This window comes from Azospirillum baldaniorum, assembly GCF_003119195.2.
GTDB classification, from domain to species: Bacteria; Pseudomonadota; Alphaproteobacteria; order Azospirillales; family Azospirillaceae; genus Azospirillum; species Azospirillum baldaniorum.
The window spans coordinates 797,743-824,403 of record NZ_CP022260.1; the positions used below are offsets into that span (position 1 = coordinate 797,743).

23 protein-coding genes are annotated in these 26,661 nt (G+C 68.8%); 14 read left to right on the plus strand and 9 right to left on the minus strand.

Annotated elements, in window-relative coordinates; all coding sequences use genetic code 11:
* Positions 1–192: 192 nt before the first annotated feature.
* The 4 genes from Sp245p_RS30115 (at position 193) to Sp245p_RS30135 (ending at position 4,572) form a co-directional block, all read left to right on the plus strand.
* Positions 193–1,356 carry an ABC transporter ATP-binding protein gene (locus Sp245p_RS30115; RefSeq protein ID WP_014241816.1) on the plus strand — a complete coding sequence of 388 codons (1,164 nt, stop codon included), beginning with the start codon at positions 193–195 and terminating at the stop codon, positions 1,354–1,356.
* A gap of 46 nt (positions 1,357–1,402) precedes the next feature.
* On the plus strand, positions 1,403–2,449 hold the full coding sequence (locus tag Sp245p_RS30120; RefSeq protein WP_014241817.1) for an ABC transporter substrate-binding protein: 1,047 nt from the start codon (positions 1,403–1,405) through the stop codon (positions 2,447–2,449).
* 415 nt (positions 2,450–2,864) lie between these two features.
* Entirely contained in the window at positions 2,865–3,764 is a 900-nt protein-coding gene (locus tag Sp245p_RS30130) for an ABC transporter permease (RefSeq protein ID WP_014241819.1), read from the plus strand.
* A complete protein-coding gene (locus Sp245p_RS30135; protein WP_040136197.1) occupies positions 3,757–4,572 on the plus strand; it encodes an ABC transporter permease in 816 nt (271 codons plus the stop codon). Before Sp245p_RS30130 ends, Sp245p_RS30135 begins: the two co-directional genes overlap by 8 nt.
* Position 4,573: 1 nt before the next feature.
* Here Sp245p_RS30135 and Sp245p_RS30140 read toward each other — a convergent pair whose 3' ends face one another.
* The gene (locus Sp245p_RS30140) at positions 4,574–4,930 is read right to left on the minus strand and encodes a hydroxyisourate hydrolase (protein ID WP_014241821.1); all 357 of its coding nucleotides are present in this window, start codon (positions 4,928–4,930) and stop codon (positions 4,574–4,576) included.
* Between the two features lie 29 nt (positions 4,931–4,959).
* On the opposite strand from Sp245p_RS30140, the gene Sp245p_RS30145 reads away from it, so the two are divergent.
* Positions 4,960–6,189, plus strand: a complete 1,230-nt coding sequence (locus Sp245p_RS30145; RefSeq protein WP_014241822.1) for an MFS transporter — start codon at positions 4,960–4,962, stop codon at positions 6,187–6,189.
* Entirely contained in the window at positions 6,180–7,580 is a 1,401-nt protein-coding gene (locus Sp245p_RS30150) for an amidase (protein WP_014241823.1), read from the plus strand. Before Sp245p_RS30145 ends, Sp245p_RS30150 begins: the two co-directional genes overlap by 10 nt.
* Before the next feature lie 189 nt (positions 7,581–7,769).
* Here Sp245p_RS30150 and Sp245p_RS35235 read toward each other — a convergent pair whose 3' ends face one another.
* The gene (locus Sp245p_RS35235) at positions 7,770–7,907 is read right to left on the minus strand and encodes a hypothetical protein (RefSeq protein ID WP_165360017.1); all 138 of its coding nucleotides are present in this window, start codon (positions 7,905–7,907) and stop codon (positions 7,770–7,772) included.
* A gap of 102 nt (positions 7,908–8,009) precedes the next feature.
* Here Sp245p_RS35235 and Sp245p_RS30155 point away from each other — a divergent pair, with 102 nt between their 5' ends.
* The 3 genes from Sp245p_RS30155 to Sp245p_RS30165 all read left to right on the plus strand — a co-directional run bounded on the left by Sp245p_RS30155 (position 8,010) and on the right by Sp245p_RS30165 (position 12,329).
* Positions 8,010–10,910, plus strand: coding sequence for a hybrid sensor histidine kinase/response regulator (locus Sp245p_RS30155; RefSeq protein ID WP_165360018.1), 2,901 nt, complete (start codon positions 8,010–8,012; stop codon positions 10,908–10,910).
* Positions 10,911–11,056: 146 nt separating this feature from the next.
* A complete protein-coding gene (locus tag Sp245p_RS30160) occupies positions 11,057–11,245 on the plus strand; it encodes a hypothetical protein (protein ID WP_041813113.1) in 189 nt (62 codons plus the stop codon).
* A 106-nt stretch (positions 11,246–11,351) separates the two neighbouring features.
* Complete coding sequence (locus Sp245p_RS30165; protein ID WP_014241825.1) at positions 11,352–12,329, plus strand: hypothetical protein; 978 nt, start codon at positions 11,352–11,354, stop codon at positions 12,327–12,329.
* A gap of 56 nt (positions 12,330–12,385) precedes the next feature.
* Here Sp245p_RS30165 and Sp245p_RS30170 read toward each other — a convergent pair whose 3' ends face one another.
* Positions 12,386–13,018: a class I SAM-dependent methyltransferase gene (locus Sp245p_RS30170; protein WP_014241826.1), complete on the minus strand. Its 633-nt coding sequence runs from the start codon at positions 13,016–13,018 to the stop codon at positions 12,386–12,388.
* Between the two features lie 160 nt (positions 13,019–13,178).
* On the opposite strand from Sp245p_RS30170, the gene Sp245p_RS30175 reads away from it, so the two are divergent.
* Positions 13,179–13,508: a hypothetical protein gene (locus Sp245p_RS30175; RefSeq protein WP_014241827.1), complete on the plus strand. Its 330-nt coding sequence runs from the start codon at positions 13,179–13,181 to the stop codon at positions 13,506–13,508.
* Between the two features lie 29 nt (positions 13,509–13,537).
* Here Sp245p_RS30175 and Sp245p_RS30180 read toward each other — a convergent pair whose 3' ends face one another.
* A complete protein-coding gene (locus tag Sp245p_RS30180) occupies positions 13,538–13,867 on the minus strand; it encodes a hypothetical protein (RefSeq protein WP_014241828.1) in 330 nt (109 codons plus the stop codon).
* 125 nt (positions 13,868–13,992) lie between these two features.
* Positions 13,993–15,603, minus strand: coding sequence for a ribonuclease J (locus tag Sp245p_RS30185; RefSeq protein ID WP_082188261.1), 1,611 nt, complete (start codon positions 15,601–15,603; stop codon positions 13,993–13,995).
* Positions 15,604–16,148: 545 nt separating this feature from the next.
* On the opposite strand from Sp245p_RS30185, the gene Sp245p_RS30190 reads away from it, so the two are divergent.
* Positions 16,149–17,471 carry a BON domain-containing protein gene (locus tag Sp245p_RS30190; protein ID WP_014241830.1) on the plus strand — a complete coding sequence of 441 codons (1,323 nt, stop codon included), beginning with the start codon at positions 16,149–16,151 and terminating at the stop codon, positions 17,469–17,471.
* A 57-nt stretch (positions 17,472–17,528) separates the two neighbouring features.
* Here Sp245p_RS30190 and Sp245p_RS30195 read toward each other — a convergent pair whose 3' ends face one another.
* Complete coding sequence (locus Sp245p_RS30195) at positions 17,529–19,325, minus strand: glycoside hydrolase family 15 protein (protein ID WP_014241831.1); 1,797 nt, start codon at positions 19,323–19,325, stop codon at positions 17,529–17,531.
* Between the two features lie 176 nt (positions 19,326–19,501).
* On the opposite strand from Sp245p_RS30195, the gene Sp245p_RS30200 reads away from it, so the two are divergent.
* Together Sp245p_RS30200 and Sp245p_RS30205 are read left to right on the plus strand one after the other, a co-directional pair.
* On the plus strand, positions 19,502–21,004 hold the full coding sequence (locus Sp245p_RS30200; protein ID WP_052584444.1) for a right-handed parallel beta-helix repeat-containing protein: 1,503 nt from the start codon (positions 19,502–19,504) through the stop codon (positions 21,002–21,004).
* Positions 21,005–21,358: 354 nt separating this feature from the next.
* Entirely contained in the window at positions 21,359–22,231 is an 873-nt protein-coding gene (locus Sp245p_RS30205) for a response regulator transcription factor (RefSeq protein WP_014241834.1), read from the plus strand.
* Positions 22,232–22,291: 60 nt separating this feature from the next.
* Here the strand turns inward: Sp245p_RS30205 and Sp245p_RS30210 are convergent, their stop codons facing one another.
* On the minus strand, positions 22,292–23,050 hold the full coding sequence (locus Sp245p_RS30210) for a response regulator transcription factor (protein ID WP_014241835.1): 759 nt from the start codon (positions 23,048–23,050) through the stop codon (positions 22,292–22,294).
* 766 nt (positions 23,051–23,816) lie between these two features.
* Here Sp245p_RS30210 and Sp245p_RS30215 point away from each other — a divergent pair.
* The gene (locus Sp245p_RS30215) at positions 23,817–24,542 is read left to right on the plus strand and encodes a response regulator transcription factor (RefSeq protein WP_052584445.1); all 726 of its coding nucleotides are present in this window, start codon (positions 23,817–23,819) and stop codon (positions 24,540–24,542) included.
* Here Sp245p_RS30215 and Sp245p_RS30220 read toward each other — a convergent pair.
* Together Sp245p_RS30220 and Sp245p_RS30225 are read right to left on the minus strand one after the other, a co-directional pair.
* A complete protein-coding gene (locus Sp245p_RS30220) occupies positions 24,499–25,041 on the minus strand; it encodes a response regulator transcription factor (protein ID WP_014241839.1) in 543 nt (180 codons plus the stop codon). The genes Sp245p_RS30215 and Sp245p_RS30220 overlap by 44 nt on opposite strands.
* A 123-nt stretch (positions 25,042–25,164) precedes the next feature.
* Positions 25,165–26,601 carry a UDP-glucose dehydrogenase family protein gene (locus tag Sp245p_RS30225; RefSeq protein WP_109139218.1) on the minus strand — a complete coding sequence of 479 codons (1,437 nt, stop codon included), beginning with the start codon at positions 26,599–26,601 and terminating at the stop codon, positions 25,165–25,167.
* Positions 26,602–26,661 lie beyond the last annotated feature (60 nt).

Here is a 26,661-nt window from a genome sequence, read left to right on the forward strand (position 1 = left end):
CACATTCAGCGGGCAATCTGCCCAGCTTCGCGCCGCGCCCGAACGATGACCATGGGGTGAACACCAGAGTATGCGAGGGTTCGGGGCCGGAGCGCCCTTGAACCCATGGGAGTGGCACGCGGGTTGCTCTCCCTCTGTCCTGCGACGCGCCACCGGGGGTTTCCACCGGTGCGCCCTACCAGGACACGCCCCATGGCCGCACTCCAATCCGCCCGTTCGCACCACCACCCGTCTCCGCCGCCCGCCGCGGAGGACCCCGCCACGCCGGCGGGCGTCGCGGTGACGCTGGACGGCATCACCCACCGCTTCGGCGCCTCCACCGCCGTGGACAACGTGACGCTGGAGATCAAGGCAGGCGAGTTGGTGGCCCTGCTGGGGCCGTCCGGCTGCGGCAAGACCACGCTGCTGCGCATCCTCGCCGGTTTCCAGGCGCAGACGCTGGGCCGCGTCGTCATCGGCGACCGGGTGGTCGACAGCCTGCCGCCCGCCGGGCGCGGCGTCGGCATCGTGTTCCAGAACTACGCGCTGTTCCCGCACATGACCGTGGCACAGAATGTCGCCTACGGGCTGGAGGCGCGGGGTGCCGCCCGCGACGCGGTGCGGGCGCGGGTGGAGGCGATGCTGGGTCTGGTGAAGCTGGACGCCATGCGCGACCGTTTCCCCAAGCAGCTCTCGGGCGGACAGCAGCAGCGCGTGGCGCTGGCCCGCGCCCTGGCGATTCAGCCGAGCATCCTGCTGCTCGACGAGCCCTTCGCGGCGCTCGACAAGAATCTGCGGCTGGACATGCAGATCGAGATCAAGCAGCTCCAGCGCCGTTTCGGCATCACCACCATCATGGTCACCCACGACCAGGAGGAGGCGCTGAGCATGGCCGACCGCATCGCCGTGCTGAGCCGGGGCAAGCTGGAGCAGTTCGGCACGCCGGAAGACGTCTACGACCGTCCCGGGACCCTGTTCGTCAACGGCTTCGTCGGCAGCGCCAACCAGTTGCGGGGCCGCGTCGTCCGCGCCTCCGGCAGCGTCGCCGAGGTGGCGCTGGAGGCGGGCACCGTGCTCTCCGCCGTCACGCCCGACGCCGCGCTGGCCGCCGGCGACCCCGCGATCCTCTGCGTGCGCCCGGAAAACCTGCGGCTCGCCACCGAGGCGGCGCCCCAGCAGATCGCCGGCACCGTGGACCTCGCCCTGCCGCTCGGCCCGGTGGTCGTCTACGAGGTGCGCACCGCCGACGGCGGGAAGGTGAAGGTGACCGAGCCGCGCGTGGCCGGCGCCGCGCTGCGCGCGCCCGGCACGCCGGTCCGGCTGCAGCCCGTCTCCCCCCAGACCTGCCGCGCCTTCGCCGTTCCCGCGGGCGCCTGATCCACTCCCTCCCCCTTCTCTCCTCCTCCCCCTGGAGTGCCTGCCGATGACCCTCGACCGCCGCCAGATCCTCGCCGCCGGCCTCACGCTCGGCGCCATGTCCCTGTTCCCCGGCATGAGCTGGGCGCAGGCGCGCAAGCTGGTGTTCGCCACCTTCACCGGAAGCTGGGAGGAAGCCCACCGCGACGTCATCGTCCCGCATTTCCGCAAGGCCACGGGCAACGCCGACATCGCGCTGGACCCGATGCTGTCGGTGGACATGATCGCCAAGGTGTCCGCCGCCAAGGCAAACCCGCCGATCGACGTGATGCTGATGGACCCCGGCCCGCGCCTGTCGGTGATCGGCCAGGATCTGGCCGCCCCCTTCCCCGTCGCGGACAGCAAGAACTACCAGGACCTGCTGCCGGTGGCGCAATTGCCCGAAGGGCCGGGCATCTTCTTCCAGGCGGTCGGCATCACCTACAATCCGGAGAAGGTCAAGACCCCGCCGACGAGCTGGGACGACCTGTGGAAGCCGGAGTACAAGGGCCGCGTCGGCATCACCAACATGAACTCGACGCTCGGCACCGCCTTCATGGTCGAGCTGGCGAAGACCCGCGGCGGCAGCGAGAACGACATCGAGCCAGCCTTCGCCGCGCTCAAGGAGCTTCAGCCGAATCTTGGCGCCGTGGCGCCCAACCCCGGTGCGCTCGCCACCCTGTTCCAGCAGGGCCAGATCGACATCTCGCCGGGCAACTTCAACGCCATCCAGATCCTGCGCGCCCGCGGCGTGCCGGTCGAGTTCGCCAAGCCGAAGACCGGCACCATCGCCTTCCTGACCACCGCCCACATCACCAAGAACTCGCCCAACGCCAAGCTGGCCGCGGCACTGATCGAATCGGCCATGGCGCCGGAGGTCCAGACCAAGCTTATGCAGGCGCCCTTCTACGTCATCCCGACGAATTCCAAGGTGCAGATGGACGGCGACATCGCCCGCATGATCGCCAAGGACCAGGAGGAGCTGAAGGCGTCCTTCGTGTTCCACGACTGGTCGGTGATCAACCAGAACCGCGCCGGCTGGATCGAGCGGTTCAACAAGGAGATCAAGGTGTAAGTGCGGGAAACGGGCCCCCTCCCGACCTCTCCATAGGCGCTAACTTCGGCCACCTCATTCATTGTCCGGCTTATCTTCACCTTAATTCATCGTCATTCCCGCGAAGGCGGGAATCCAGTCCGTTCAGACACTTATCTGCAGAGCTTTCTGGACCCCCGCCTTCGCGGGGGTGACGATGAAAAAGATGGAAGCCAGTCGAAATGAAGCCATTCCACCCGAAGTTAGCGCCTATGCCCGGCCTCCCCCCGCTGACCATCTTAGCCCTCTCCCCTCCGGGGAGAGGGTGGCCCGCAGGGCCGGTGAGGGGGTTGCGCTTGTGCCGAACGCTCCGCCACGCGCATCCCCCTCACCCTAACCCTCTCCCCGGAGGGGAGAGGGGACTAAGACTGCAGTTGCCCCCACAGGACCCCACCCCATGACCGCAGCCACCGCCATCACCGCCCCCGGCCTTGCCGGACCCGCGACCGCCGCACGGCCCCGCATCGGGCGGGAATGGACGCTGGCGCTGCCGCTGGCCGCCTTCTTCGCGGTGTTCTTCGTGACGCCGCTGCTCCTGCTGGTCGCCGTCAGCCTCTACGCCGACGCGGAGATGACGCGGTTCGGGCTGGACCAGTACATCCGCTTCTTCGGCGACACCTTCAATCTGGCCGTGCTCGGCAGCACGCTGCTGCTGGGGGTGAAGGTTACGGCGCTGACACTGCTGTTCGGCTATCCGCTGGCCTGGCTCTATACCCGCAGCGGGCCGCGGATGCAGTCGGCGCTGATCCTCGTCATCATCCTGCCGCTGCTGACCTCCGTCGTGGTGCGCACCTTCGCCTGGATCGTCATCCTGGGGCGCGACGGAATCGTCAACAACCTGCTGCTGTCGCTGGGTCTGGCGGAAACGCCGCTGCGCCTGCTCTACACCGAAGGCGGCCTGGTCGCCGCCCTGGTGCAGGTGCAGATGCCGCTGATGGTGCTGCCGCTGATCACCACCCTGTCGCGGCTCGACCCCAACCTGCTCGACGCCTCGGCGGCGCTGGGCGCCGGGCCGTGGCGGGGCTTCCTCAAGGTGACGCTGCCGCTGAGCCTGCCGGGGATCGTCGCGGGGTGCCTGCTGACCTACGCCGCCGCGGTCACCGCCTTCATCACCCAGTCGCTGGTCGGCGGCGGGCAGATGCTGTTCATGCCGCAATACATCTATCAACAGACGATCACGCTCCACAACTGGCCCTTCGCCGCCGCCATCTCCATCGTCTTCATGATGTCGGTGCTGGGTGTGGTGATGCTGTTCAACCTGCTGGGCCGCGCCAGCAAGGGGTACGTCCATGCCTGACATGCAGCGCCCGACCCTGGGAAGCGCCTCCTTCGGCCTCGTCATGGGCACGCTCGCCGGCGCGGCGCTGCTGCTGCTGGCGGCGCCGACGCTGGTGGTGCTCGTCACCTCCTTCACCGACGGCTATTCGCTGAAGTTCCCGCCGCCGTCCTACAGCCTGCGCTGGTACGCCTCGCTGATCGACGCGTGGCAGCTCCAGGACGCCGCGCTGGTCAGCCTGAAGCTGGGCGCCGTGGTGACCGCCGTGTCGGTGGTGCTGGGCACCGCCGCCGCGCTGGCCATCGGGCGCAGCCGCCGCGCCTGGGCGCGCGGGCTGGACGCCCTGTTCATGTCGCCGCTGGTCCTGCCGGCGCTGGCCTTCGGCCTTGCCTCGCTGGTGTTCTTCAGCACGGCGGGGGTGGAGCTGTCCTTCCTGACGCTGGCGATCGGCCACATCGTGGTCAGCGTGCCCTACGTCCTGCGCACCACGCTGGCGAGCCTCGCCCAGCTCGACCCGGCGCTCCTGGAAAGCTCCGAGAGCCTGGGGGCCGGGCGCCTCTACACCTTCCGCCGGGTGACGCTGCCGACCATCCGCAACGGCATCGGCGCCGGGGCCTTCATCGCCTTCATGTCGAGCTTCGACAACATCCCGGTGTCGCTGTTCATGGCGGACGCCCGCAACGAGGTGCTGCCCATCCGCATGTGGCAGATCCTGGAGAACAGCCTGGACGTCCGCGCCGCGGCGGTGTCCGGCGTGCTGATCGCCGTCACCGTCCTGGCGATGGTGGTGATGGAACGCGTCGCCGGCCTGTCGCGCCAGCTTCGCTAGCTCACGCCCCGCGGAACAGGGAATAGCCCCAGGGGGTGAATTTCAGCGGCAGATGGTAGTGCTGCTCCACGTCGGTGACGGTGAAGCGAAACGGCGCCTCCTCCAGGAAGGCCGGTTCCGCCGCTCCCGCTCCTTGCGCGCGCAGCCAGGGGCCGATGTGGAACACCGCCTCGTAGACGCCGGCCGTCACGCCGTCGCCGCCGACCACCGGATGGTCAAGCGCACCATTGGCACACAAACGGCTTTCCGCTAGCCTGTTCCGCTGTCCGTCCCGCAAAGCATAGAGTTCCACCCGCATCCCCTCGGCGGGCACCCCACGCGCCACATCCACCGCATGCAACGAAATCCCGCCGGCCATCGGCCCGTCCCTTTCCCTGTGGAGTCCCCATGAACGTCTGGTTGCTGCCTCTGATCGCCATGGCGGCGGTTCAGGCGTTCGTCGGGCTGTGTCTCTTCGCCATCCCGGTGATCGCGCCGCAGGCGGCGCCCGACCTGGGGGTCGATCCGGGGCTTCTCGGCCTTTATACCGCGGTCGTCTTCACCGCCGCCATCCCCGCGTCGCTGGGGGCGGGCGGGCTGATCGCGCGCTGGGGAGCGATCCGCACCTGCCAGGCCTGCCTGCTCGCCGCCGCCGGAGCCGCGCTGCTGTCGGCCAGCGCCCTTCCCATCGCCTTCCTGCTGGGGGCGCTGGCGCTGGGCTTCGCCTTCGGGCCGGAGACGCCGGCCAGCACGCAGCTGCTGTCCCGTCTGACCCCGCCGGAGAAACGCCCGCTGGTCTTCTCGCTGCGCCAGACCGGCAACCAGTTCGGCGGCATGGCCGCCGGCTTCGCCGTGCCGCTGCTGGTCCTGTCCGTCGGCTGGCAGGCCAGCCTGATGGTCGTGGCGGGCGCCACCGCCGTCCTGGCGCTCGCCCTGGAACCGCTGGCCCGCCGCCACGACGGCGACGACCGCGCCGCTCCCCGCCCCGCCGGCCGCGGCACGCTGAAGCGCGCGCTCGATCTGGTCGCCGGGGAACCGGCGCTGCGCCGGCTGGCCATGGCGGTCTGCGCCTTCTCGGCCATGCAGCTCTGCCTGAACGGTTTCCTGGTCAGCTTCGCGGTGACCAGCCTGGGCTGGAGCCTGCCGCTGGCGGGCACGGCGCTGGCGGTGGCGCAGGGCGCCGGGCTGGTCGGGCGCGTCGGCTGGGGCCTCGTGGCGACCCGCTGGGCACCGCCCCGCGTCATCCTCGCCGGGCTGGGCGTCGCCATGAGCGTGGCCGCCGCCCTCGTCGCCATCGCCTCCCCCGGCTGGCCGGTGCCCGCCTTCCTGGCCGTCTGCGCCGCCTTCGGCCTGTCGGCGAGCGGCTGGAACGGCCTGTTCGTTTCGGAGGTCGCCCGTCTCGCCCCGCCGGGCCGGGCGGGCGAGGCGACGGGCGGCATGCTCGCCATCGCCTACGCCGGGCTGGTCGCCGGGCCCGCGCTGTTCAGCCTTCTGGTCGCCGGGGGCTTCGGCTATTCCGCCGGCTATCTGGCCGCCGCCGCCGCCGCGCTGGCCGGCGTCGCGGCGCTGGTCATTCCCCTGCCGCCAGCCCCCACCCCGGACCTTTCCACCGCTGCCGAGGACACCCCATGCGCATGATGAGCGCCCGCCGGATCGCCGAACAGGTCGCCGCCCGCGCGGTCAGCGCCGTCGCCCTCTACGACGATCTGCTGGAGCGGATCGCGGCGGAGAATCCGCGGCTGAACGCCATCGTCCATCTCGACCCGGAGGCCGGACGGGCGGAGGCGCGGGCCGCCGACGCGCGGGCCGCGCGGGGCGAGGCTCTGCCCCTGCTCGGCGTGCCCTTCACGGTGAAGGACAACATCTGGGTGCGCGGCCAGCCGGTCCGCCAGGGATCGCGGCTGTTCCAGGACTTCGTGGGGCCGGAGGACGCGGTGGCGGTGGCCCGGCTGCGCGCCGCGGGCGCCGTCTTCGCGGGGATCACCAACTGCTCGGAATTCGCCTGCAAGGGGGTGACGACCAATCTGCTGCACGGCCCGACCCGCAATCCCTGGGACGTAGCTCTGACGCCCGGCGGCTCCTCCGGCGGGGCGGCCAGCGCGGTGGCGGCGGGCTTGGCGCCGCTGGCGCTCTGCACCGACGGCGGCGGCTCCACCCGCCGGCCCGCCGCCCATGTCGGGGTGGTCGGCATGAAGCCCTCGGCCGGGGTCGTCCCCCACCCCGTCGGCTTCGCCGAGCCGGTGTTCGGCAACTCGGTGATCGGCCAGATGGCCCGCTCCGTCGGCGACGTGGCGCTGATGCTTGACGTGCTGGCCGGGCCGGACCCGCGCGACCCGCAATCGCTGCCGCTGTCCGGCTCCTTCGCCCGCGCCATCGCCAATCCTGACCCGGCGGGCCTGCGCATCGCCTACAGCCGGCGGCTGGGTCTCGACGCCCCGGTTGATCCGGAGGTCGCGGCCTGCGTGGAGCGTGCCGTTCACCGCCTCGCCGACGCCGGGGCCATCGTCGAGGAGGCCGACCCGGTCTGGCCCGACGGAGCTGGGGAAAGCGGCCTGATGCCCCTCCAGTTCGCCGGCCTCGCCGCGCTCTACGGTGAGCGCTACCGCGCGACTCCGGACCTGTTCGACCCCGACATCGGGCAGCAGATCGAGGCCGGCCTGCGCACCAGCGGCGCGGAGGTCGCCCGCGCCCTGCATCTGCGGGAGGAGGCGTACCGCGCGCTGGCCGCCCTCTTCACGCGCTTCGACCTGCTGGTCTGCCCGACGACTCCGGTCACCGCATGGCCGTTCGACCGGCTCGGCCCCGCCACCATCGACGGACGCCCGGTGACGCCGCGCGGCCACGCGGTCTTCACGCCGTTGTTCAATCACTGCTACGCCCCGGCCTGCTCGGTCCCCTGCGGGCTGACGGAGAGCGGCGGGCTTCCGGTCGGGCTCCAGATCGCCGGCCCACGCCTGTCCGACGCGGCGGTGCTGCGGCTGGCCGCCGTGGTGGAGGCCACCTGCGGTTACACGCCACCCATGCTGTAACAGCCTTTTCAAGAAAAAGAAAAATGGCAACCGGGATAGAACGGACAGCCTGTTTCAATTACCATCGTATTCTGGCAGTCTTTCCCCGCAGAAGGGTGGAGTAGGGAGATACGGGTGAAGACCAGCGAGCCGGACCAGCGGCCTGGATGGTCGGCGCGTCGGTTGTCGATTCTTTTCCTTGTGGTTGCATTACCGCTGATCGCCTTTGAAGTGCACAACATCCTGGAATTGCGCAAGTCCCGGGAAACGGAAATCCGCCTGGAGTCGATGCAGCTTCTCGATCAGGTCGAATCCGAACAGCAGCGCATCGCCGACGATATCGAACACGTTTTGGTTGCCCTTACGGAGATGGGTATAGGGCAACTGTCTCCAGCAGCCTGTCAGGACACACTTCTCCGGATCAAGGCGAAGTTCCCCCCGTATCTGGCGGTGAGTGTCAGCAACCGGTCCGGGACCATCTGGTGCTCCACCGAACCGCAGGCGCGCGGTCTCTCGGTCGCCGACCGCAGCTATTGGCGGGAGGCGCTGACCAGCGGGGAACAGACCAACGGGGCCACCCTGACCTCCCGCACCACGGGACGCCCCTCCATTCCCTTCGCTCTGGCCTACAAGGACGGAAACGGCGTTCCGGCAGGCGTGGTGACGGTGCTCCTCGACACCACGTGGCTGAACCTGTTCCTTCGTGAGAAGAGTCTGCCGGACGACGCGGAGGTGGTGATCGCCGACCGCTCCGGCATCGTCCTGGCGCACCAGCCGGAGATGCCGGACACCATCGGTCGACCGCTCCACACGCCTTACCAGGCTCTGCTGGACCGGGGCGAGCGGCGTGTGGTCGAAGAACCCGGGCCGGATGGCCGGACGCGGATCACCGCGGTGTCGCCGCTGGCCGCCGGCGTTCCCAACCTCTACGTCCATGTCAGCCTGGACAAGGACGAATCCATGCGGCCGGTCAACGCGGCCGCCCGGCGCACGCTCATCATCTTCATCGGGCTTTTCCTGTTCGCCGGGGTCACCGCGGGCTGGAGCCTGTGGCGCTTCCTGCGCGCGCATGAGCTGGCGCGCAGCAACGCGCTCCGCATGGCGGCGGTGCTCGGCAGCACGGTGGACGGTGTGATCGAGTTGGATCGCGATTGGCGGTTCACCTACCTGAACGACAAGGCGGCCGCTCTGGTCGCCCAGGGCCGTGACCTGCGCGGGCGGTCGTTGTGGGACGCCTTCCCGGAATTGGTCGACACGCCGCTGTGGCGCAAGGCCCATCAGGCGATGGCCGAGCAGACGCCGATCGACGATGAATTCCAAGGGACGCGCACCGGACGCTGGTTCTGGATGCGGGCCTTTCCCAACGCGAACGGGATGTCGGTCTATCTCCTCGACATCACCCGGCGGCGACAGGCCGAGGATGATCTGCGCAAGAGCAAGGACCGGCTGAGCCTTGCCCTGGAATCCGCCTTGGCCGGCACCTTCGACTGGGATCTCACCTCCGGCCAGGGGCACTGGTCGGAAGAAACCCACCGCATCTTCGGTCTCGACCCGGCCGTGCACGAGGCGACCAGCGCCATGTGGCGGTCGGTGGTCCATCCCGACGATTTCGACATCGCGACGCTGAAGGCCCAGACGGAAATGCTCGCCGAGCGGCGTGCCTACATCCGGCTTGAATACCGCATCATTCAGCCCGGCGGCACCGTCCGCTGGGTCTCGTCGATCGGACGGGTCAGTTACGGCCCCGACGGCACGCCGCTGCATTTCAGCGGCCTGAACCTCGACATCACCGAACGCAAGGCCCTGGAGGAGGCGCTGCGCCGCAGCGAGGAGCGGCTGACCATCGCGCTGGCCGTGGCGGAGGCCGGCATCTGGGATTTCGACCTGCGGGACCGCACGCTGGCTTGGTCGGACGGCATGTACCGCCTGTATGGCGTGAGCCCGGACACCTTCACCCCCGCGGAGGAGAGCTTCTACAGCCTGATCCACCCAGTGGACCGGGAGGCGGTGCGCCGCTTCACCGAGGATGTGCTGGAAGCCCGGCGCTCCGACTACCGCGGCGAGTTCCGCATCCTGCATCCGCGCGACGGCGAGCGCTGGATCATGGTCATCGGGCGGCCGATCTACGACAACGGACGCCCGGTCCGGCTGAGCGGACTGAACATCGACATCACCGGGCGCAAGATGATGGAGCAGGCCCTGCGCGACGCCAAGGCCAAGGCCGACGAGGCCAACGTCTCCAAGTCGAAGTTCCTGGCCGCGGCCAGCCACGACCTGCGCCAGCCGCTGCAATCCGCCCTGCTGTTCGCCGGAGTTCTGCAGCGCCACGTCGATCCCGACAAGGGCCGCGCCCCGTTGGCCTCTCTGGAGCGCGCGCTGGAGACGTTGAAGAATCTTCTCGACAGTCTGCTGGACGTGTCGCGCCTGGATGCCGGCGTCATCACCCCGCAGATCGGCACGCTGTCCCTGCGCCCGATGCTGGAGGAGATCGAGGCAGCCTACGCCCCCATCGCCTCCAGCAAGGGGCTGGAGTTCACCGTCGTCCAAAACGCTCCGGATCTGGCGGTGCGCAGCGACCGGCTGCTGCTCGGCCGGATGCTCCGCAACCTGGTGGAGAACGCCATCCGCTACACCGAGGCGGGCTATGTCCGCGTGTCCTGCGAGGCGGCGAACGGCACCGTCCGCATCATGGTGCAGGACAGCGGCATCGGCATCTCGGCAGAGCAGCAGACCAAGGTCTTCGAAGAGTTCCATCAGGTGGGCAATCCGGAACGCGACCGCAGCCAGGGGCTCGGGCTCGGGCTCGCCATCGTGAAGCGGCTGTCCCGGCTTCTGAGCCATCCGGTGTCGGTGCGCTCCGAACCGGCCCATGGGTCGGTCTTCTCCATCGAAGCGCCGCGCGCCGCCCCGGCCGTCCCCCTCCCCGCCCCGGAAGCGGAAGCCACCCCGTCCGGCGACGGGCGGTTGGCCGTTCTGGTCGAGGACGACGTCATCGTCCTGATGGGGCTGCGGACCATCTTCCAGGAATGGGGGTACGAGGTGGCCGTCGCCGGCTCCGCCGAGCAGGCGCTGGAGCGGCTGCGCGGACTGGACCGCCGCCCGGATCTGATCATCGCCGACTACCGGCTGCGCAACGGCCGGATCGGGACGGAGGCCATCGTGCAGATCCGCGGGCTGGTCGGATCACCGGTTCCGGCGATCATCCTGACCGGCGAGATCGGCACCGAGTGCGACCGCGACGCGGCGGCGCTCGGGCTGGCCGTGGTGCGCAAACCGGTCACCCCGCGGCAGCTGCAAGGCGCCATCCAGGATCTTCTGAACCACAATCCGGTGAGCCAGACCGGCGACTGACCGTCCTCCCCGACCGGAGAGCGGTGGACAAAAAGCGGACCAGCCTTGACGGGGCAGTGCCACTGCCCCATATTGTGCACTGCAACATAACGATAAGCCCTTTCCCGAGGGGGAGACGCCTTCTCAATCCTTTGAGGAGGTCCCTTATGAACACGCCTTCGACGTTCGCTTCCGCCCTTCCCTCCGAACGCGACCTGCAGCTCATCCGCCGCAAGGCCGCGCGGATGCGCGCCGACCATCTCCGGTCCCTGCTGGGCCGGCTGGCCGCGTTTCTGAAAGGACGGACGGCCGACCTGAACCCCCACCGCCTGGATGGCGGCCGGGCCGCCGGTTGATCACGGACGGCCCTCATTTTTTCCTGACACGACAGTAACGCCCCGCAGGCGATCCGCGACAGCGGCACCTCGCGGGGCGGTTGGTCTTTGGTTGGAGTTTCATAACATGCGGAAACAAGCGGTCGCCCTGGGCGGCTTCGGTGGGTTCAACCTGCACGGCGCGGGCGTGCTGACGGCGCTCGACCGCCTGGAGCGGATGCCCGACCTGTTCACGGTGACCTCCGGGCAGATCGTCGTGCTGGCCGCCTGGCTGCGCGGCGAGGACGTGCGCCGCCTGCTTCTCGAACACAGGGGGGCGTCCGGCGGGCTGCTCCAGGCTTGGCAAACCGCCCTGTTCGGGCATAAGGGCGTGTTCCGCCCGGTGCTGGGCGAGAACGCGCGGCGCTGGCTGGATGTCCCGCTGTCGCCCTCGGCGGTGCTGGAACGGCTGATGCCGGCCCGCCAATACGCCCCGGTGCGCGACCGCGACACCGTGGCCGAGATCGCCCGCACCCTGAACGAGGCCGAGGTCGGCGTCGTCTTCAACACCTACGACTTCCGCTCGGGCAACGGGCTGCTGCACGGCAACGCCGCCGCCCGCCGCCTGATGGCCGGGGAGGTCGGGCTTGAGGACATCACCGCGGACGCTGTGGAAAGCGCCCTCTGGCTCTACCTTTACGGCTTCGAGGAGGCCCCCGGCGGGCTGATCGACGGCGCCTATCACCGCAGCATCATCCTGTCGGAACTGCACGGCTTCGACGAAGTGACGGTGGCCGCCCCCTTCCCAGTTTCCTGGATCGGGCCGGTGCCGCGCAACCAGCTGGAGGTGGAGAACTGGAAGATCCGCCAATGGTTCGCCAACTCCTACAAGGCGGAGGTCGCGCGGCTGCGCCGGGTGATCGAGCTGATGGAGCGCGGCACACTCAACGACCCGGCCTACCGCATCCGCTCGCTGACCGAGCTGCCGCTGCGCCGCCATTACGGCTACTTCGACTATTTCACGGAGAAGGCGGAGGTGTTCGACGACGCGCTCGCCCAGGCCCTCGACCATTTCAGCGGCGGCCCGACCCACAAGCAAGCCCACGCGCAGCGGCGCGCCGGCTGACCGCCTGATTTGCTGACCGCCTGATTTGCTGACCGGGTGACGGACGGCCCGCCGGTTCAGGCCGCGCGGGCCTCCACCAGCTTCACGCAATCGCCCATCACGAAGCGGCTGTCCACCGCTCCCATGCCTGCCTGCGGCAGGTGGCCCTCGTAGCCGGCGGTGTAGCGGGCCGCGAAGGCGAAGCTCAGCCAGGGCGACACCACGCGCATCCACAGCCGGGCCGCCGAGCGCTCCGACTGGGTGTAGTCAAGGATGCGCAGCGTTCCCTCCGGCTTCAGGATGCGCCGTATCTCGCGCAGCACCGGCACCTGAAGCTCCTCCGGCAGGACGCAGAAGACGAAGGTCGCCACCACATGGTCGAAATGGCCGTCGGGGAAGCCGGTGGCGGCCAGATCCAGCACCTGGAACTCAACCGCCCGCCCCAGCCGGTCCGCCCGCTTGCTGGCGCGGGCCAGCATGGCCGGGCTGGCGTCCACCGCGGTCACGCGGGCGCCGGCGGGGTAGAAGGGGATGTTGCAGCCGGTGCCCGCCCCGGCGTCGAGGATGCGCCCGGACAGGCCGCGAAAGGTGCCCCGGCGCAGCCGCCGCTTCCACATCACCTCGTAACCGAGATCCAGCGCGTCGTAGAGCGGGGCGATGCGTTCGTAGGTGCGCACATAGCCGGTCTGCATGGTTGGGCCGGTCTGCATGGTTGGAGACTCCCCCGAAGCGGCCCGTTCACACCGTGAGCGCAAATGGCCGGAAGCGCGTTTCGCCTGTTCTTCCTTTCATAGCAGGCGAATGTGACGGATCATCGCGCCTGGGGGTTCGAAGCCCGACAAACGGCCCGATAAACGGAATGGAGATGGCATGGATGCGCTGAACCCGGCGGCGGAGGCCCGCCGTCAGGCCGGACTGGAAATCCAGGCGCTGGCCGAGGATTTCGAACAGAGCGACGAGGCCGCCTTCCTGCGGATGCGCATCATCGGCGGGGTGGTGGCGGGGGTGGTGACGCTGGTCCTGCTGGTGCTGCTGACCGCCGGAGCGGACTGGCGCTATCTGTTCGGCTTCTGGGTGGTGATCGTCGGCTTCATCGGGATCGGCTACGCCGTGTCCGTCTACCGCCAGCGGCAGCAGACCGCACGGCTGCGCGCCCTGGCGACCCGCTGGCTGACCGGTGGAACCGTCCCGCCGACCTGAAAAAATACCAGTCTGAGAGAAGGGTGGCGTCAGGAGGCGCGCGAGCCGCGGCGCTTGCGACGGCGCTGGAAACTCTGGATGCGCTCGATCACCTCACCCATGTCCGCCGCCTCCTCCACCTCGCCGAGATGCAGGAGGACGCGGATGTAGGTGTCGATCAGGCCGAGGACGGCCTCCTCATCAGTCACGCCGTAGGCCGCCTGGCCCAGCGCATCGACGATCAGGGTCCCGCTGTCGGCCAGCGCCTCGGCCACCTCGTTGATGGCCCGGTCGAGGGCGGTGTCGTCCCCGTCCGGCGCTTCCAGCACCGGGTCGAGGATGTCGGGAAAGGAAAGCCGGTCGGCGGGATAGCCAGCCATGGGCAACTCTCCAAGAAAAAACAGGGCCATGAAACGGCCCCTGGTGCGCGCGAACGGAGGGCGGGTGTCCCCCTTCTGGTGATTCGTGGCCCGATGAACGGTGGCGGTGAGGAAGGATGGCCGCGTCAGGCGGCCATCGATTCCACGGCTTCGGCCAGGGTGTCCGCATCCTCCGCGACGGGCAGGCCCGTCCAGGGGATCAGTTCCCGCCCGGTGTTGGCGAGGCGCTTGGCCTCCATATGGCCGATCACCGCGGTGCCTTCCCGGGCGATCCGCAGGATGTCGCCATCCTCCGGAACCAGCGCCCGTTCCACGCCGCAAGCACGGGCGAGGCGGGCGTGGGCCTCCAGATGCTCGATGGTGCCGTGCACCGGCACGGAGAAGCGCGGGCGGATCAGGTCGTACATGCGGATCAGGTCGTCCCGCTTCGGGTGGCCCGACACATGGACCGGCGCGTCGGCGGGGGTCACCACCGTCACGCCCTTGGCCTTCAGATGGTCCTGCACGTCGGCCAGCACCACCTCGTTGCCGGGGATGGCGCGGGCGGAGAAGATCACCGTGTCGCCGCTCTCCAGCCACAGGTCGCGGTGGCCGTCGCGGGCGAGCCGGCTGAGCGCCGCCCGTTCTTCGCCCTGGCTGCCGGTGCACAGGAAGACGAGGTTCCGGCGCGGCGTCCAGGAGGCCTCCATGATGGAGATGAACTCCGGAGCCTTTTCCAGATAGCCGCTGGCGCGGGCCGCCTTCTCCATGCGCAGCATCGACCGGCCGACCAGCACCACCTTGCGGTCGTGGGCCGCCGCGGCCTCCGCCACCGCCTGCATGCGGGCGACGTTGGACGCGAAGCCGGTCACCGCGATGGCGCCCTTGCGCCCGGCGAAGGCCTCGATCAGGCCGGCGCGGGCGTCCGCCTCCGACCCCGTGGTGCCGTCGACGTTGGCGTTGGTGCTGTCGCACATCATCGCCAGCACGCCGCGGTCGCCCAGGCGCTTCAGCGCGTCCAGGTCCATGGTCGGGCCGACCAGCGGATGCGGGTCGAACTTCCAGTCGCCGGTGTGCAGGACCGTGCCGGCCTTGGTGTGGATCGCCACCGACACCGGCTCGGGGATCGAGTGGGTGACGGTGATGGTCTCGATGCCGAAGGGGCCGATCTCGAAGGCCGCGCCCGGCTCGAACACCCGGATGCGGGCGTGGCGCAGGCCGCCGGACTCCTTCAGCCGTTCACGGATGACGTGGGCGGCGAAGGGGGTCGCGTAGATCGGGCATTCCAGCCCCGGCCACAGATGGTGGATGGCACCGATGTGGTCTTCGTGGGCGTGGGTGACGACCAGCCCGACCACCTCGTCCATCCGCTCCTCGATGAAGGAGGGATCGGCCATCAGGCTGTCGATCCCCGGCGCCTCGTCGCCCATGAAGGCGACGCCGGCGTCCACGATCAGCCATTTTCCGGCATGACCGTAGAGCGCCATGTTCATGCCGATGCGCGAGCATCCGCCGAGCGGGATGAACAGGATTTCGTCGTTGCCCGGCACCGGGCCGGGAACCGGCGCGCCCGGCGGACGGGTGGCCTTCGGACGCTCGTAGGGCTTGGGGTTCTGGTTCTTCTGGAAACGCGGGCCGCCGGACTTGCCGCTGCGCACATCGCCAACAATCGTGTTCGGGCGGTTGCCGCCAAAATTCGAGTTCGGGCGGTTGCCGCCCTTGGGCGCCGCGCGGCGGCGCTTGTTATCAAACGTCATACGTCCTTCTTGCTTCACAACATATCAGCCGGCATTCAACGCTGCCGGACGGGCGTGCATCGCGTGTCGATGCGGATCTCGGGGGTCTCCCCGGCCATCGGCGGCGCCAGGACCGTGGGGACGGGTCGAGGCAGCCGGCCGAACCGGCCAGGGAGAGCGGTGTTCGAGCCAGTAATCCAGATGACGACGCCGGTCAACCGCTGAATCACGACCCGGAAGGGGGTTCGCCGGTCGGTCACCCGAAGGTTACGGCCATCCGCCGGCGGTGTTGCACATATGTTTCCTTCGCCGCGGCGTTCAAGGGGGCGCCTTCGCCTGATTCCCCACGGCTTCCCCCCGACGCGCCGAGGAACGGCGCGGATGCTGGAATTGCAGGCGTTTGCGGGCTCCCGAGGGCGGCCCGGTTGGCTGGCCTGTGCACAGCGCATGGCAAAGGACACCGCCAAAGACATGGCAAAGCCACCGCCGGTCCGCGATCCTTCGCCGCCTTCCCTGTTGTTTGCGGACGCCCGGCGAACGGGCACTGTCCAAATGGGGAGCATCCCATGTCCGACTATGAATCCAGGTGGAGGAACGACCAGGGCGCCCGCCGCGACGACGACCGGTGGGAGCGCGACCGCCAACGCGGCGAAAGCCGCGAGTGGAGCGCCGGTTCATACCAGAACCGTGGCCAGAACCGTGACCGTGACGAGTTCGGTCAATCGAATTGGGGCCAGTCCGGATCGGGCCAATTCGGATCCGGTCAGGCCGGCCGGTCCGGCATGATGGGCGGCGGTGGCCGCCAACCCGGCTACGGCTATGAGGGCCAGGGCCGCGAAGGCTACGACTACGGCCGTGACTATTGGCGCCAGCAGGAAGGCCGGGGCGATTACGGTCAGGGCTCCTATGGTCAGAGCTACGGCCAAGGCTCCGGCAATCGCGACTACGGCCGCTCCGATTACGGCCGCTCCGATTATGGCCGCGATTACGGGTCCCGCGGCTCCTTCGGCCAGGGTCAGCGCGACTGGCGCTCCCGCGATGATCGCCAGAATTATGAGGACCGTGGCGACTACGGCCAGGACTTCGGCTACCGCGGCGGCTTCGGCCGCTCCGATTACGGCAGCGGAGCTTACGGCGGCCGGGACTACGGCAGTCGCGACTATGGCGGCATGGAGTACGGGTCCGGCTCCCGCGGCTATGGAAACCGGGACTACAGCAGCCGTGACTACGGCAACCGCGACTACGGCCGGATGGGCTATGGCGGCGGCAGCGGCTCCGGCCGCAACGAGGAGCGCGGCTTCTTCGAACGGGCGGGCGACGAGATGGCCTCCTGGTTCGGCGACGAGGATGCCGAACGCCGCCGCCGCATGGACGCCCGCAACGACGATCCTGGCGCCCAGCACCATCGGGGCCGCGGGCCGCGCGGCTACACCCGTTCCGACGACCGCATCCGCGAGGATGTGAACGACCGCCTGACCGACGATCCCTACATCGACGCGTCGGAGATCGACGTGACCGTCAGCAACAGCGAGGTCACGCTGAGCGGAACGGTGGGCGACCGCCGGACCAAGCGCCGCGCCGAGGACATGGCCGAGACCATCTCCGGCGTCCGCCACGTTCAGAACAACCTGCGCGTCCGTGAGCGGACCTTCGGCGGCACCGGCACCACCGCCGGGGCGTCGGCGATGGCCGGGCTCGGCGGCACCGGGTCTTCCGGCACCGGCATGAGCGGCTCGGGGATGGGCAGCACCGGCATGAGCGGGTCCACGACGGGGACGTCCGGAACCTCCAGCACCTCCGGTACCGGCATGAGCGGGACGTCCGGAACCTCGGACAGCACCAGCCGCACCAGCACCTCCGGCAGCACCACGGGCAGCACCACCCGCTGACCGTGCCCAACGCGCCCCTCCCGCCCTCACCGGCGGGAGGGGTTTTCCTTTGTTCCGTCAGTCGCCGTCCTGCCGCTGCTCCGCCGGCTTCTCCGCGCGGGTCAGGTTGAAGGCGGTGTTGATCAGCGCGATGTGCGAGAAGGCCTGCGGGAAGTTGCCGACCAGCCGCTTCGCCGTCGTGTCGTACTCTTCCGACAGCAGGCCCAGATCGTTGCGCAGGGCGAGCAGCCTGTTGAACAGCGCCTCGGCCTCCGCCTGACGCCCTTGCAACACATAGACGTCGGCCAGCCAGAAGGAGCAGGCGAGGAACACCCCCTCCCCGTCGGGAAGCCCATCGTCGGTCCTCTCCGTCCGGTAGCGCATGACGAGCCCGTCCTGAAGCAGTTCCCGCTCAATGGCGGCGACCGTGCCCTGGATGCGGGGATCGTCCACCGGCAGGAAGCCGAGCATCGGCAGCATCAGCAGCGCCGCGTCGACGTGACTGGCGCCATAATGCTGGACGAAGCTGTTCCGCTCCTTCGAATAGCCCTTGGCGCAGACATCGTCGAAAATGGCTTGGCGCAACGCTTTCCAGCGGTCCAAAGGCGCGTCCAGGCCGAACTTCTCCGCGCTCTTCACCATGCGGTCCACGGCGACCCAGGCCATCACCTTGGAATGGGTGAAGTGCTTTGCGCCGCCACGCACCTCCCAGATGCCTTCGTCGGGCTGGTCCCACACCGATTCCATGTGATCGAGCAAGGCGCACTGGACCTGCCAACCTTCCGGCCTGATCTCGATGCCGCGCATCCGCGCCTGATGCGCCGCGTCCATCATCTCGCCATAGACGTCGAGCTGGAGCTGGGGGGCCGCGGCGTTGCCGACCCGGACCGGGCTCGCCCCCTCGTAGCCCGGCAGCCAGGGGACCTCCCATTCCAGCAAACGGCGTTCCCCGGCGATGCCGTACATGATCTGGATCTGTTGGGGGCTGCCGGCGATGGTGCGCAGGCCCCAGTCGCGCCAGTCCCGCGCCTCCTGCAGATAGCCGGCGTTCATCAGCGCCAGCAGGGTCAGGGTGGCGTCGCGCAGCCAGCAGTAGCGGTAGTCCCAGTTCCGCACCCCGCCGAGCTGTTCGGGAAGCGAGGTGGTCGGGGCCGCGACGATGCCGCCGGTCGGCCGGTAGGTCAGCGCCTTCAGGGTGACCAACGAGCGCAGCACCGCGTCCCGCCAGAGACCGCTGTAGGTGCAACGCCCGCTCCACTCCGCCCAGAAGCGCTCGGTCTCGGCCAGAGCCCGCTCGGCATCGACCGGCTCCGGCAACGGCAGGTGGGAGGGGGAGTAGATCATCACGAAGCTGATGCTCTCGCCCTCCGCCACGGTGAAGTCGGCGACGGTGCTCAGGTTTTCGCCGTGGATCGGGGCGCTGGTGTGGAGGACGACCATGTCGGGCCCGGCGATGGCGCGCAGCGTGTGCGGCCCGATCCGCGTCACCCACGGCACGACGTGCCCGTAGCCGAAGCGCAGCGTCAGGTCCATCCGCATGGCGACGCGCCCGCGCCGCCCGTGCAGGATGCGTACGATGTCCGACGCCTCCCCGCGCGGCGGCATGAAGTCGATCATGGTGACGGCACCCTCCGCCGTCTCGAACTCCGTCTCCAGGATCAGGCTGTCGCCGCGGTAGCGCCGGGTCGTGCGGGCGTCGGGATCGCTCGGGCGCAGCAGCCAGCGCCCGTTCTCCGGCGTGCCCAGGAGTGCTGCGAAGCAGGCGTCGGAATCGAAGCGCGGCCAGCACAGCCAGTCGATGGAACCTTCGGCGGACAACAGGGCTGCGGTCTCGCAGTCTCCCAGAAGGGCGTAATCCTCGATACGGGAGGCCATGGCACGCTCTCGAACGATTGGGGGTGCCTTTGGGCAACGGCCCGTGACCGCTCCGGTTCCCTCCGAACAAGAGCCGGAAGCGACGAAGGTCGATCGTCCGGTTTGACGATTCTGGCTGCCGAACCCGCGTGTTAGCGTTTCTGCCCATCGTTGCAGGACGACGCATCGAGGCCACCATGGAAACCGGACGCCCCCCATCCCGGCGGCATGCCCGCCACCCTGCCCGCCTGGCGGCGGCGTTCCTGCTCGCCGGTCTTCCGATGATGGCGACGGGAGCGGAGCCCCCCACCGTCTCGCTGCGGCCCGGCGCCGACATCCAGACGGCGGTGGACCGCCATCCCCCCGGCACGCGCTTCCGGCTGGAGGCCGGCGTCCATCGTTTGCAGTCCATCGTTCCAAAGAGCGGCAACCGGTTCGAGGGCGCCCCTGGCGCGGTTCTGAGCGGAGCGCGCCGGCTCACCGCCTTCGTCCACCGCGGCTCCGTCTGGATCGCTCGCGGGCAGACGCAGGAGGGCCGGGTCAACGCAGCGGAGTTCTGTCGCTCCGGCTTTCCCCGCTGCGCCCGCCCGGAGGACCTGTTCATCGACGACACGCCGCTGCTGCATGTCGACAGCCGGTCCGCCGTCGGGCCGGGGCGCTGGTTCTTCGATTACGGCGCCGACGAGATCGTGATCGGCGACGATCCCACCGGGCGGCGGGTGGAAACCAGTGTCACCGCCCGCGCCTTCGGCGGAACCGCCTCGGGCGTCGTCATCCGGGATCTGACCATCGAGAAATACGCCGCCCCCATCCAGGCCGCCGCCGTGGACGCGGAGTTCGGCCCCGGCTGGACCGTCCGCAACAACATCCTGCGCCTGAACCACGGCGTCGGAGTCAACGCCGGCAACGGCAGCCGCATCCTCGACAACCGCATCCTCGACAACGGCCACGCCGGCTTTTCCGGATCGGGAACGGACTTTCTGATCGCCGGCAACGAGATCGCCCGCAACGGCTACGCCGGCGTCGATTTCCATTGGGAGGGTGGCGGCGGCAAGATCACCGAATCCGGCGGCGGCGGACTCATCCGCGGCAATTGCGTCCACGACAATGTGGGCGCCGGGATCTGGGCCGACATCGATGTGCATCGGCTGGTGATCGAGGACAATCTGGTCTTCGGCAACGCCGACAACGGAATCACCTATGAGATCAGCTACGATGGGGTGATCCGCAACAACCGGGTCGCCGACAACGGGCAGCGCGGCCAGGGCTGGTTCTGGGGCGCCCAGATCCTGATCTCCAGCGCGCGGGGCGTGCGGGTCTACGGCAACGACATCGACGTGCCGAACGGCTACGGCAACGCCGTGACGGTGGTGTCCCAGGACCGCGCCCCCTACACCCCTGCCGTCGGCAACGAGATATTCGACAACCGCATCGTCATCCGCAACGCCGACGCGCGGGTTGGCGCCGTCACCGACGTGGACGCCGACAACGCCGTGGTCGCCGCCGGGAACCGGCTTTACGGCAACCGCTACCATCTGGCGGACCTGAAGGAGCGAATCTGGTTCTGGAACGACGCGGAGGCCGACTGGAACGCCATCCGCGCCCAAGGTCAGGAAGTGGGCGGTGTCGTCAACGCCGGCATTCCACAGAAGACGCCGCTGAGCTGCCCTTCCACCGCCCCTGCGGACAATGCTCGATGATCTTTCCTTCTGTCAATTCTTCCATAAAGAGAAAGAGTCGATCAAGCCATCACGCTCAGGTTTCTCATCACTGTTACAGTTTTGAAAAAGTTACTAATTTGGAGGTACTTTGCGGATATCCGCGCACAGTATTATGATCTTGTTTGCGATTGACGGTCAAAAGCGGCTGCGATGTTATTGGATCGAAGAGGTCGCACAGACCTCTTGCAGCATCGCCTCCGCGCCTGATCCGTTTCCATTGATCGAATAGGGCCAAAGTCTTCGCGCCGGTGATGTCGGTGGCGACGTTGGCGACGATCCTGGGCGGTTCCCTGCGGCGGCGTGTCCATGGCGTGTGGCTGAGGGAGATTTTGTATGTTGCCGTGCAAAGACGGAACGCGCCTGCCCAACGCCTTCCGCCGTGCCCCATCGGCCACATCCTTCGCATCCAACCACATCCTGGCCGCCACGCGCCTGACCGCCGCCCCGATGAACGACTCCGGCTCGTTCGGGTCTTATTACCGGATGTCCGGGGGCGCGCGGCCGCTGGGGGAGGAGCAGAGCGTCACCGCCATCCTGCACGACGAAACGCCGCTGACGCGGGAAAGCCTGTCCACCAGCCTCAACCTGTGCGGACGGGGAGTGCGGGTGCTGACGGCGGCGTCGCTGGCCGACCTGGAAAGCGTGGTGCGACGGGACGGAGCGCCGGACGTGGCGCTGGCCAATTTCAGCGGGCGGCCCGCCTCCGACCCGGAGTTCCGGCCGAGGCTGGCCGAACTGCTCGCCGTCCTGGACGGCATCCCGCTCATCATGCTGTCGGATTCCGACGAGACCTCGACGGCGCTGGAGGCCATCCGCCAGGGCGCGCACGGCTACATCTCCACCACCGTCGGCCTGACCATGGCGCTGGAGGCGATCCGTCTGGTCGCGGCGGGTGGCATCTTCGTTCCGGCACCCATCCTGCACCGGTTGATCGTCGACCAGGCCGGGTTGCCGGACCCGATGCTTCACGCCGCCTTATCCGTCCCGGAGGCCGCGGCCAACGGCAAGCCCCATCTGACGCAGTTGACCCCGCGTCAACTCGCCGTCCTGGAATGCCTTCAGGAGGGCAAGCCGAACAAGGTCATCGCCCACGAATTGGGAATGCGGGAAAGCACCGTGAAGGTGCATGTCCGGAACATCCTGCGGCGGCTCGGCGCCACCAACCGGACGGAAGCGGTCTGCCGCGTCATGCGCGAAGACAACTGAGCGCAACGCAAAAGAACGGCGCGGCTGGTTCCCGCACCGTTCCATCACGGGACCAACCGATCAGGGCTGGTTCGATTCCAGGACCGCGCCGCGGGACAGATGGGCGTGCGCCATGAAGGCCGCCTCCGTCCGGTTGGTGGCGCCCAGCTTTTTCAGCACGTTGCGCACATGGGCCTTGGCGGTGTTCTCGCACATGCCCAGCATGTAGGCGATGAGCTTGTTCGACTTGCCCTCGCGCATGCAGGTCAGCACGGCCATTTCCCGCGGCGTCAGCCCGCCGATCCGGTCCGTCGCCGGCAGGGAAGCGCCCGGCGGCGGGGTCTGCGGAACGGCGATGCCGCCCGGCACCGGCGCGATCAGCGATTGCAGGGAGGTGGCGGGCACGAAGGTTCCCCCTGCGGCGACCAGCCGGATCGCCTCCAGCATGACTCCCAGCCCGAGGTTGGGCACGATGTAGCCGCGCACGCCGAGGCGCAGGCTTTCCAGGATCATCCCGCCATCGTCGCGGTCCGAGATGAGCACCAGCGGCACCGGCAGGCAAGCCGAGATCGCGTCGCGGATGGCCGCGCACAGACCGTCGTTCAGCCCCATCTGCGCGCCGATGTTGCACAACACGACCTCCGTCCGTCCGTCCTGCGCCAGGACTCCCGCGGCGTCCTTCAGCGAGGCCACCGATCGTACGGTCATGTCCGGGCACAGCGTGCCGAGGCCAAGCGAAAAGCAATCCCGAGTGAGGCTGTTCGGGTCCGCCAGGACCACCGAAATCCCTGGGGCGATCCCTGGAGCGATCCCCGATTGCTGCTTGATGTCCGTCGTCATCCGCTCCCCCTTTTGGTTAAACGCCATTTTTCGCACCCCTCAAACCGGTGTGGAGGCCTCAGCCCACCCTCATCGGCAAAAGGGTTTCAATTTTCGGGTGAGCGCGTCCGCTCGCGGATACTCGGAAAGATTTCACTTTCTTCATTTTCAGCGCCTTTCCCTGCCGACCAGATGGATTGTTTGTGTTGGAAGATCATCAGGAATGCTTGCGCGGTTTGCATTTGATGCTTTCAACGTTACCAGAACATCCGGTCCGGTAAATACGCACTTCGATGCAGGGTTGTGACCGCTCGACGTTTTATTCCGTACCCATTCCGGCGCCCATGACGCCTCTCCTCGCAGGGCGCGTACGCCTTTGTGAGGATGGAAGCGGTGTGGCGTGCTTATGCGACCCTATCCCGCAGCCGGGACGAGGGAAACCGTCGGCCAACTTCTTCTGCTTTGCGACCGAAAGAACAGACCCGAATGGCACAAGTCAGGGAACAGCACGCTCTGACCAATGGAAAGGCCACAAGGACACGACGGTGCGCTTCCGGATGGTCATCATCGAAACCTCTCCGGATGACACGGAATTCAAACGGAAACACTTCAAATAGGAGGTAAAGGCAAGGTCCGACATAGTTATTCCTGCGCGGGATTGACGTTGACGAGTGCTTGGGTGCAGCGCAGCATAAAGTGAGGAAAACGGGGTCGGGAGATACGCTTCATGGGATCGAGCGGGAAAGCGGTTTCATCGCCCCGCGCCGCCGCGCGCGACCCGGGTCCGATGAACGGGCGCCGGGCCATCGCGGCCCTTCTTCTGGATGAGACGCCGTTGACCCGTGAGAGCCTGTCCGCTGGCCTCAGCCTGCGTGACCCGACCCTGCACATGCGGACCGCGGGTTCGCTGGGCGAGGCGAAGGCGATGCTCGCCGCCGGAACGCCACCCGCCGTCGTGCTGTGCAACGTCGTCAGCCTGACCCCGCCGAACGGCAGTGTCCTGGCGACGTTGCGCAACGTTGCCGGTGCCTTCGGCGGCACGCCGCTGGTCGTCCTGTCCGACGGGGAAGAGGCGGACCTGCCATTGGAAGCCAGCCGGCTGGGCGTGCGGGGGTGTCTGCCGACCAGCGTCGGGCTCGCCGTGGCACAGGAGGCGCTGCGTCTGGTCGCGGGCGGCGGCACCTTCTTCCCCTCCCCCTTCCTCCACCGCCTGATGCAGCGTTGCGAGGCGGCGGCGGACGACCCGCCCGCGCCGCCCGGCGGAGCGGCGCTGACCGCGCGTCAGCGTGGCGTGCTGCAACGGCTGCGCGAGGGGAAATCGAACCGCGTCATCGCGCAGGAGTTGGGGATCAGCGAGAACACGGCAAAGGTCCATGTCCGCGGCATCCTGCGGGCGCTGGGCGCCTCCAACCGCGCCGAGGCCGTCCGCAAGGCTTGGCAACCAGCCGAGCCGGCCACTCCGGGATCGTTCAGCCAGGATCGGCGCCGGGATCGGGGCCAGGATCGGGACTGACCGTACCACCGCCGTGGATCAGCCGCAGGGCGGCGATCACTTCGGCCAGCGGCATCCGTCCGCTCAGCACCCCGCGCAGACCGAGGCGCGCCGCCGCCGCGGTCACCGCTGCGCCGGGCCGGTCGGCCAGAACAGCCACGGGGGGATGGGGGCCGCCTCCCGACAGCGCATCCAGAAGTTGGCCGACGCCACCCTTGGCCGGGTCGGCGCGCCCGATGCTCACCAGAACCACGTCGGCGCCGCGCAGGACGGCGGGAAGGTCGGCCAGCGCCACAGCGCTGCGCCGGTGGCTGACCGCCACGTCCGGCGCGAAGGCGTTGATGGCGGCGGCGAGGCTTTCGCCGAATAGGGAGCGGTCGTCGATCAGCAACACGGCGATCGGTGTCCGCCCGCCGGTCCGTCCGTCCGGTTGCGGAGGAACGGCGGCGCCCCGCGCGCCGGAGGGCACACGGGGCATGAACTCTTGACGGATGCCGGCCAGCGCGTCCAAGCCAATCATGGCTGTGTCTTTCGGAATCGGGAGATCCCAGCCGGCCCCCGCGCCGGGCCGTCGCCGCCGGAGCGGAGACGGCCCGTTCAGGACGCCGGTGCGTGACCGGAGTCGGCGGGCGTCGCGCCCGCGTCAATCCGCCAGGTCGGAGGCGGCGGCCGCAAGCTGCCCGGAGAAGGGAAGGACACAGGAGTCCGCGGCAAAGCCGTTGCTGAGAAGCATGGCCTCCGCCGCCTTGCGCCGCTTCGCCGCGTCGGGCCGCGCGTCGCGCCGCCCGACGGAGCAATAGTGGAAACCCGCCGCCGCCATGGCCGCCGGGGCATAGACGTTGCGAAGATCGACCATCACCGGGCGGCGCATCAGGCCGCGCACGCGTCCCAGATCCAGCGCGCGGAACTCGTTCCATTCCGTCAGGATGGCGACGCAGTCGGCCTCGGCGAGCGGGGCGTAGGCGTCGTCATGCCAGACCACGCCGGGCAGCAGGTGGCGCCCCTCCTCCATGCCGGCGGGGTCGTAGACGTGAACCGTGGCGCCTGCCTCCTGAAGCAGCGGGATGATCTCCAGGCTCGCCGCCTCGCGCATGTCGTTGGTGTCGGGCTTGAAGGTGATGCCCAGCACGGCGATGCGCTTGCCCGCCGCGTCCGGTCCGCAGGCCTGGAGGATCCGCGCGGCCATCAGCCGCTTGCGCGCCCGGTTCACGTCCACCACCGTTTCGATCAGCCGCACCGGCGCACCGTGCTGCCGCCCGGTGCGCACCAGCGCCTCGGTGTCCTTGGGGAAGCAGGAGCCGCCGAAGCCCGGCCCGGCGTTCAGGAAGGGACGCCCGATGCGCCCGTCCAGACCCATGCCCGCGGCCACGTCCTGCACGTCGGCCCCCACCCGCTCGCACAGGTCGGCCACCTCGTTGATGAAGGTGATCTTGAAGGCCAGGAAGGCGTTGGCCGAGTATTTCGTCAGCTCCGCCGTCTCGATGCCGGTGCGCACGAAGGGCGTCCCGGCGCGGATCAGCGGCTGGTAGAGGGCGTCCATCACCGCCCGCGCACGGTCGGAGTCGGCGCCGATCACCACCCGGTCGGGCTGCATGAAATCCCCGATGGCCGAGCCTTCGCGCAGGAATTCCGGATTGGACACCACGTCGAACTCGGCGCGCGGGTTGATGTCCCTCACGATGGCGGCGACCTGGCGCCCGGTGCCGACCGGCACGGTCGATTTGGTCACGATGACGGTATAGCGGGTCATGGTCCGCGCGATCTCCGCCGCCGCCGCGTGGACGTAGGTCAGATCGGCCCCGCCGTCACCGGGGCGGGAGGGCGTGCCGACCGCGATCAGCACCACGTCCGCCCCCTCCATGGCGACCGCGAGGTCGGAGGTGAAGGACAGGCGATCCGCCGCCATGTTGCGCGCCACGAGGACGTCGAGGCCGGGTTCGTAGATGGGGATCTCGCCGCCCCTCAGGCGCCGGATTTTCGTTTCGTCCTTGTCCACACAGCACACGTCGATGCCGAATTCGGCAAAGCAGGCGCCGGACACGAGGCCGACATAGCCGGTCCCCACAACAGCGATCCGCATCATTCCACTCCTGTTGCTTGATGGCGTTGCCGAAGCCATCCCTGGCCGGCTTGAAGGTTG

Bases quoted from the DNA above. Each gene is read 5' to 3' on its own strand.
- Sp245p_RS30190 (WP_014241830.1), top strand. From the start codon at position 16,149: ATGTCCGACTATGAATCCAGGTGGAGGAACGACCAGGGCGCCCGCCGC.
- Sp245p_RS30180 (WP_014241828.1), bottom strand. From the start codon at position 13,867: ATGGCTGGCTATCCCGCCGACCGGCTTTCCTTTCCCGACATCCTCGAC.
- Sp245p_RS30140 (WP_014241821.1), bottom strand. From the start codon at position 4,930: ATGGCCGGCGGGATTTCGTTGCATGCGGTGGATGTGGCGCGTGGGGTG.
- Sp245p_RS30220 (WP_014241839.1), bottom strand. From the start codon at position 25,041: ATGATTGGCTTGGACGCGCTGGCCGGCATCCGTCAAGAGTTCATGCCC.
- Sp245p_RS30210 (WP_014241835.1), bottom strand. From the start codon at position 23,050: ATGACGACGGACATCAAGCAGCAATCGGGGATCGCTCCAGGGATCGCC.
- Sp245p_RS30115 (WP_014241816.1), top strand. From the start codon at position 193: ATGGCCGCACTCCAATCCGCCCGTTCGCACCACCACCCGTCTCCGCCG.
- Sp245p_RS30215 (WP_052584445.1), top strand. From the start codon at position 23,817: ATGAACGGGCGCCGGGCCATCGCGGCCCTTCTTCTGGATGAGACGCCG.
- Sp245p_RS30175 (WP_014241827.1), top strand. From the start codon at position 13,179: ATGGATGCGCTGAACCCGGCGGCGGAGGCCCGCCGTCAGGCCGGACTG.
- Sp245p_RS30225 (WP_109139218.1), bottom strand. From the start codon at position 26,601: ATGCGGATCGCTGTTGTGGGGACCGGCTATGTCGGCCTCGTGTCCGGC.
- Sp245p_RS30135 (WP_040136197.1), top strand. From the start codon at position 3,757: ATGCCTGACATGCAGCGCCCGACCCTGGGAAGCGCCTCCTTCGGCCTC.
- Sp245p_RS30165 (WP_014241825.1), top strand. From the start codon at position 11,352: ATGCGGAAACAAGCGGTCGCCCTGGGCGGCTTCGGTGGGTTCAACCTG.
- Sp245p_RS30170 (WP_014241826.1), bottom strand. From the start codon at position 13,018: ATGCAGACCGGCCCAACCATGCAGACCGGCTATGTGCGCACCTACGAA.
- Sp245p_RS30200 (WP_052584444.1), top strand. From the start codon at position 19,502: ATGGAAACCGGACGCCCCCCATCCCGGCGGCATGCCCGCCACCCTGCC.
- Sp245p_RS30120 (WP_014241817.1), top strand. From the start codon at position 1,403: ATGACCCTCGACCGCCGCCAGATCCTCGCCGCCGGCCTCACGCTCGGC.
- Sp245p_RS30130 (WP_014241819.1), top strand. From the start codon at position 2,865: ATGACCGCAGCCACCGCCATCACCGCCCCCGGCCTTGCCGGACCCGCG.
- Sp245p_RS30160 (WP_041813113.1), top strand. From the start codon at position 11,057: ATGAACACGCCTTCGACGTTCGCTTCCGCCCTTCCCTCCGAACGCGAC.
- Sp245p_RS30205 (WP_014241834.1), top strand. From the start codon at position 21,359: ATGTTGCCGTGCAAAGACGGAACGCGCCTGCCCAACGCCTTCCGCCGT.
- Sp245p_RS30185 (WP_082188261.1), bottom strand. From the start codon at position 15,603: ATGACGTTTGATAACAAGCGCCGCCGCGCGGCGCCCAAGGGCGGCAAC.
- Sp245p_RS30150 (WP_014241823.1), top strand. From the start codon at position 6,180: ATGCGCATGATGAGCGCCCGCCGGATCGCCGAACAGGTCGCCGCCCGC.
- Sp245p_RS30195 (WP_014241831.1), bottom strand. From the start codon at position 19,325: ATGGCCTCCCGTATCGAGGATTACGCCCTTCTGGGAGACTGCGAGACC.
- Sp245p_RS30145 (WP_014241822.1), top strand. From the start codon at position 4,960: ATGAACGTCTGGTTGCTGCCTCTGATCGCCATGGCGGCGGTTCAGGCG.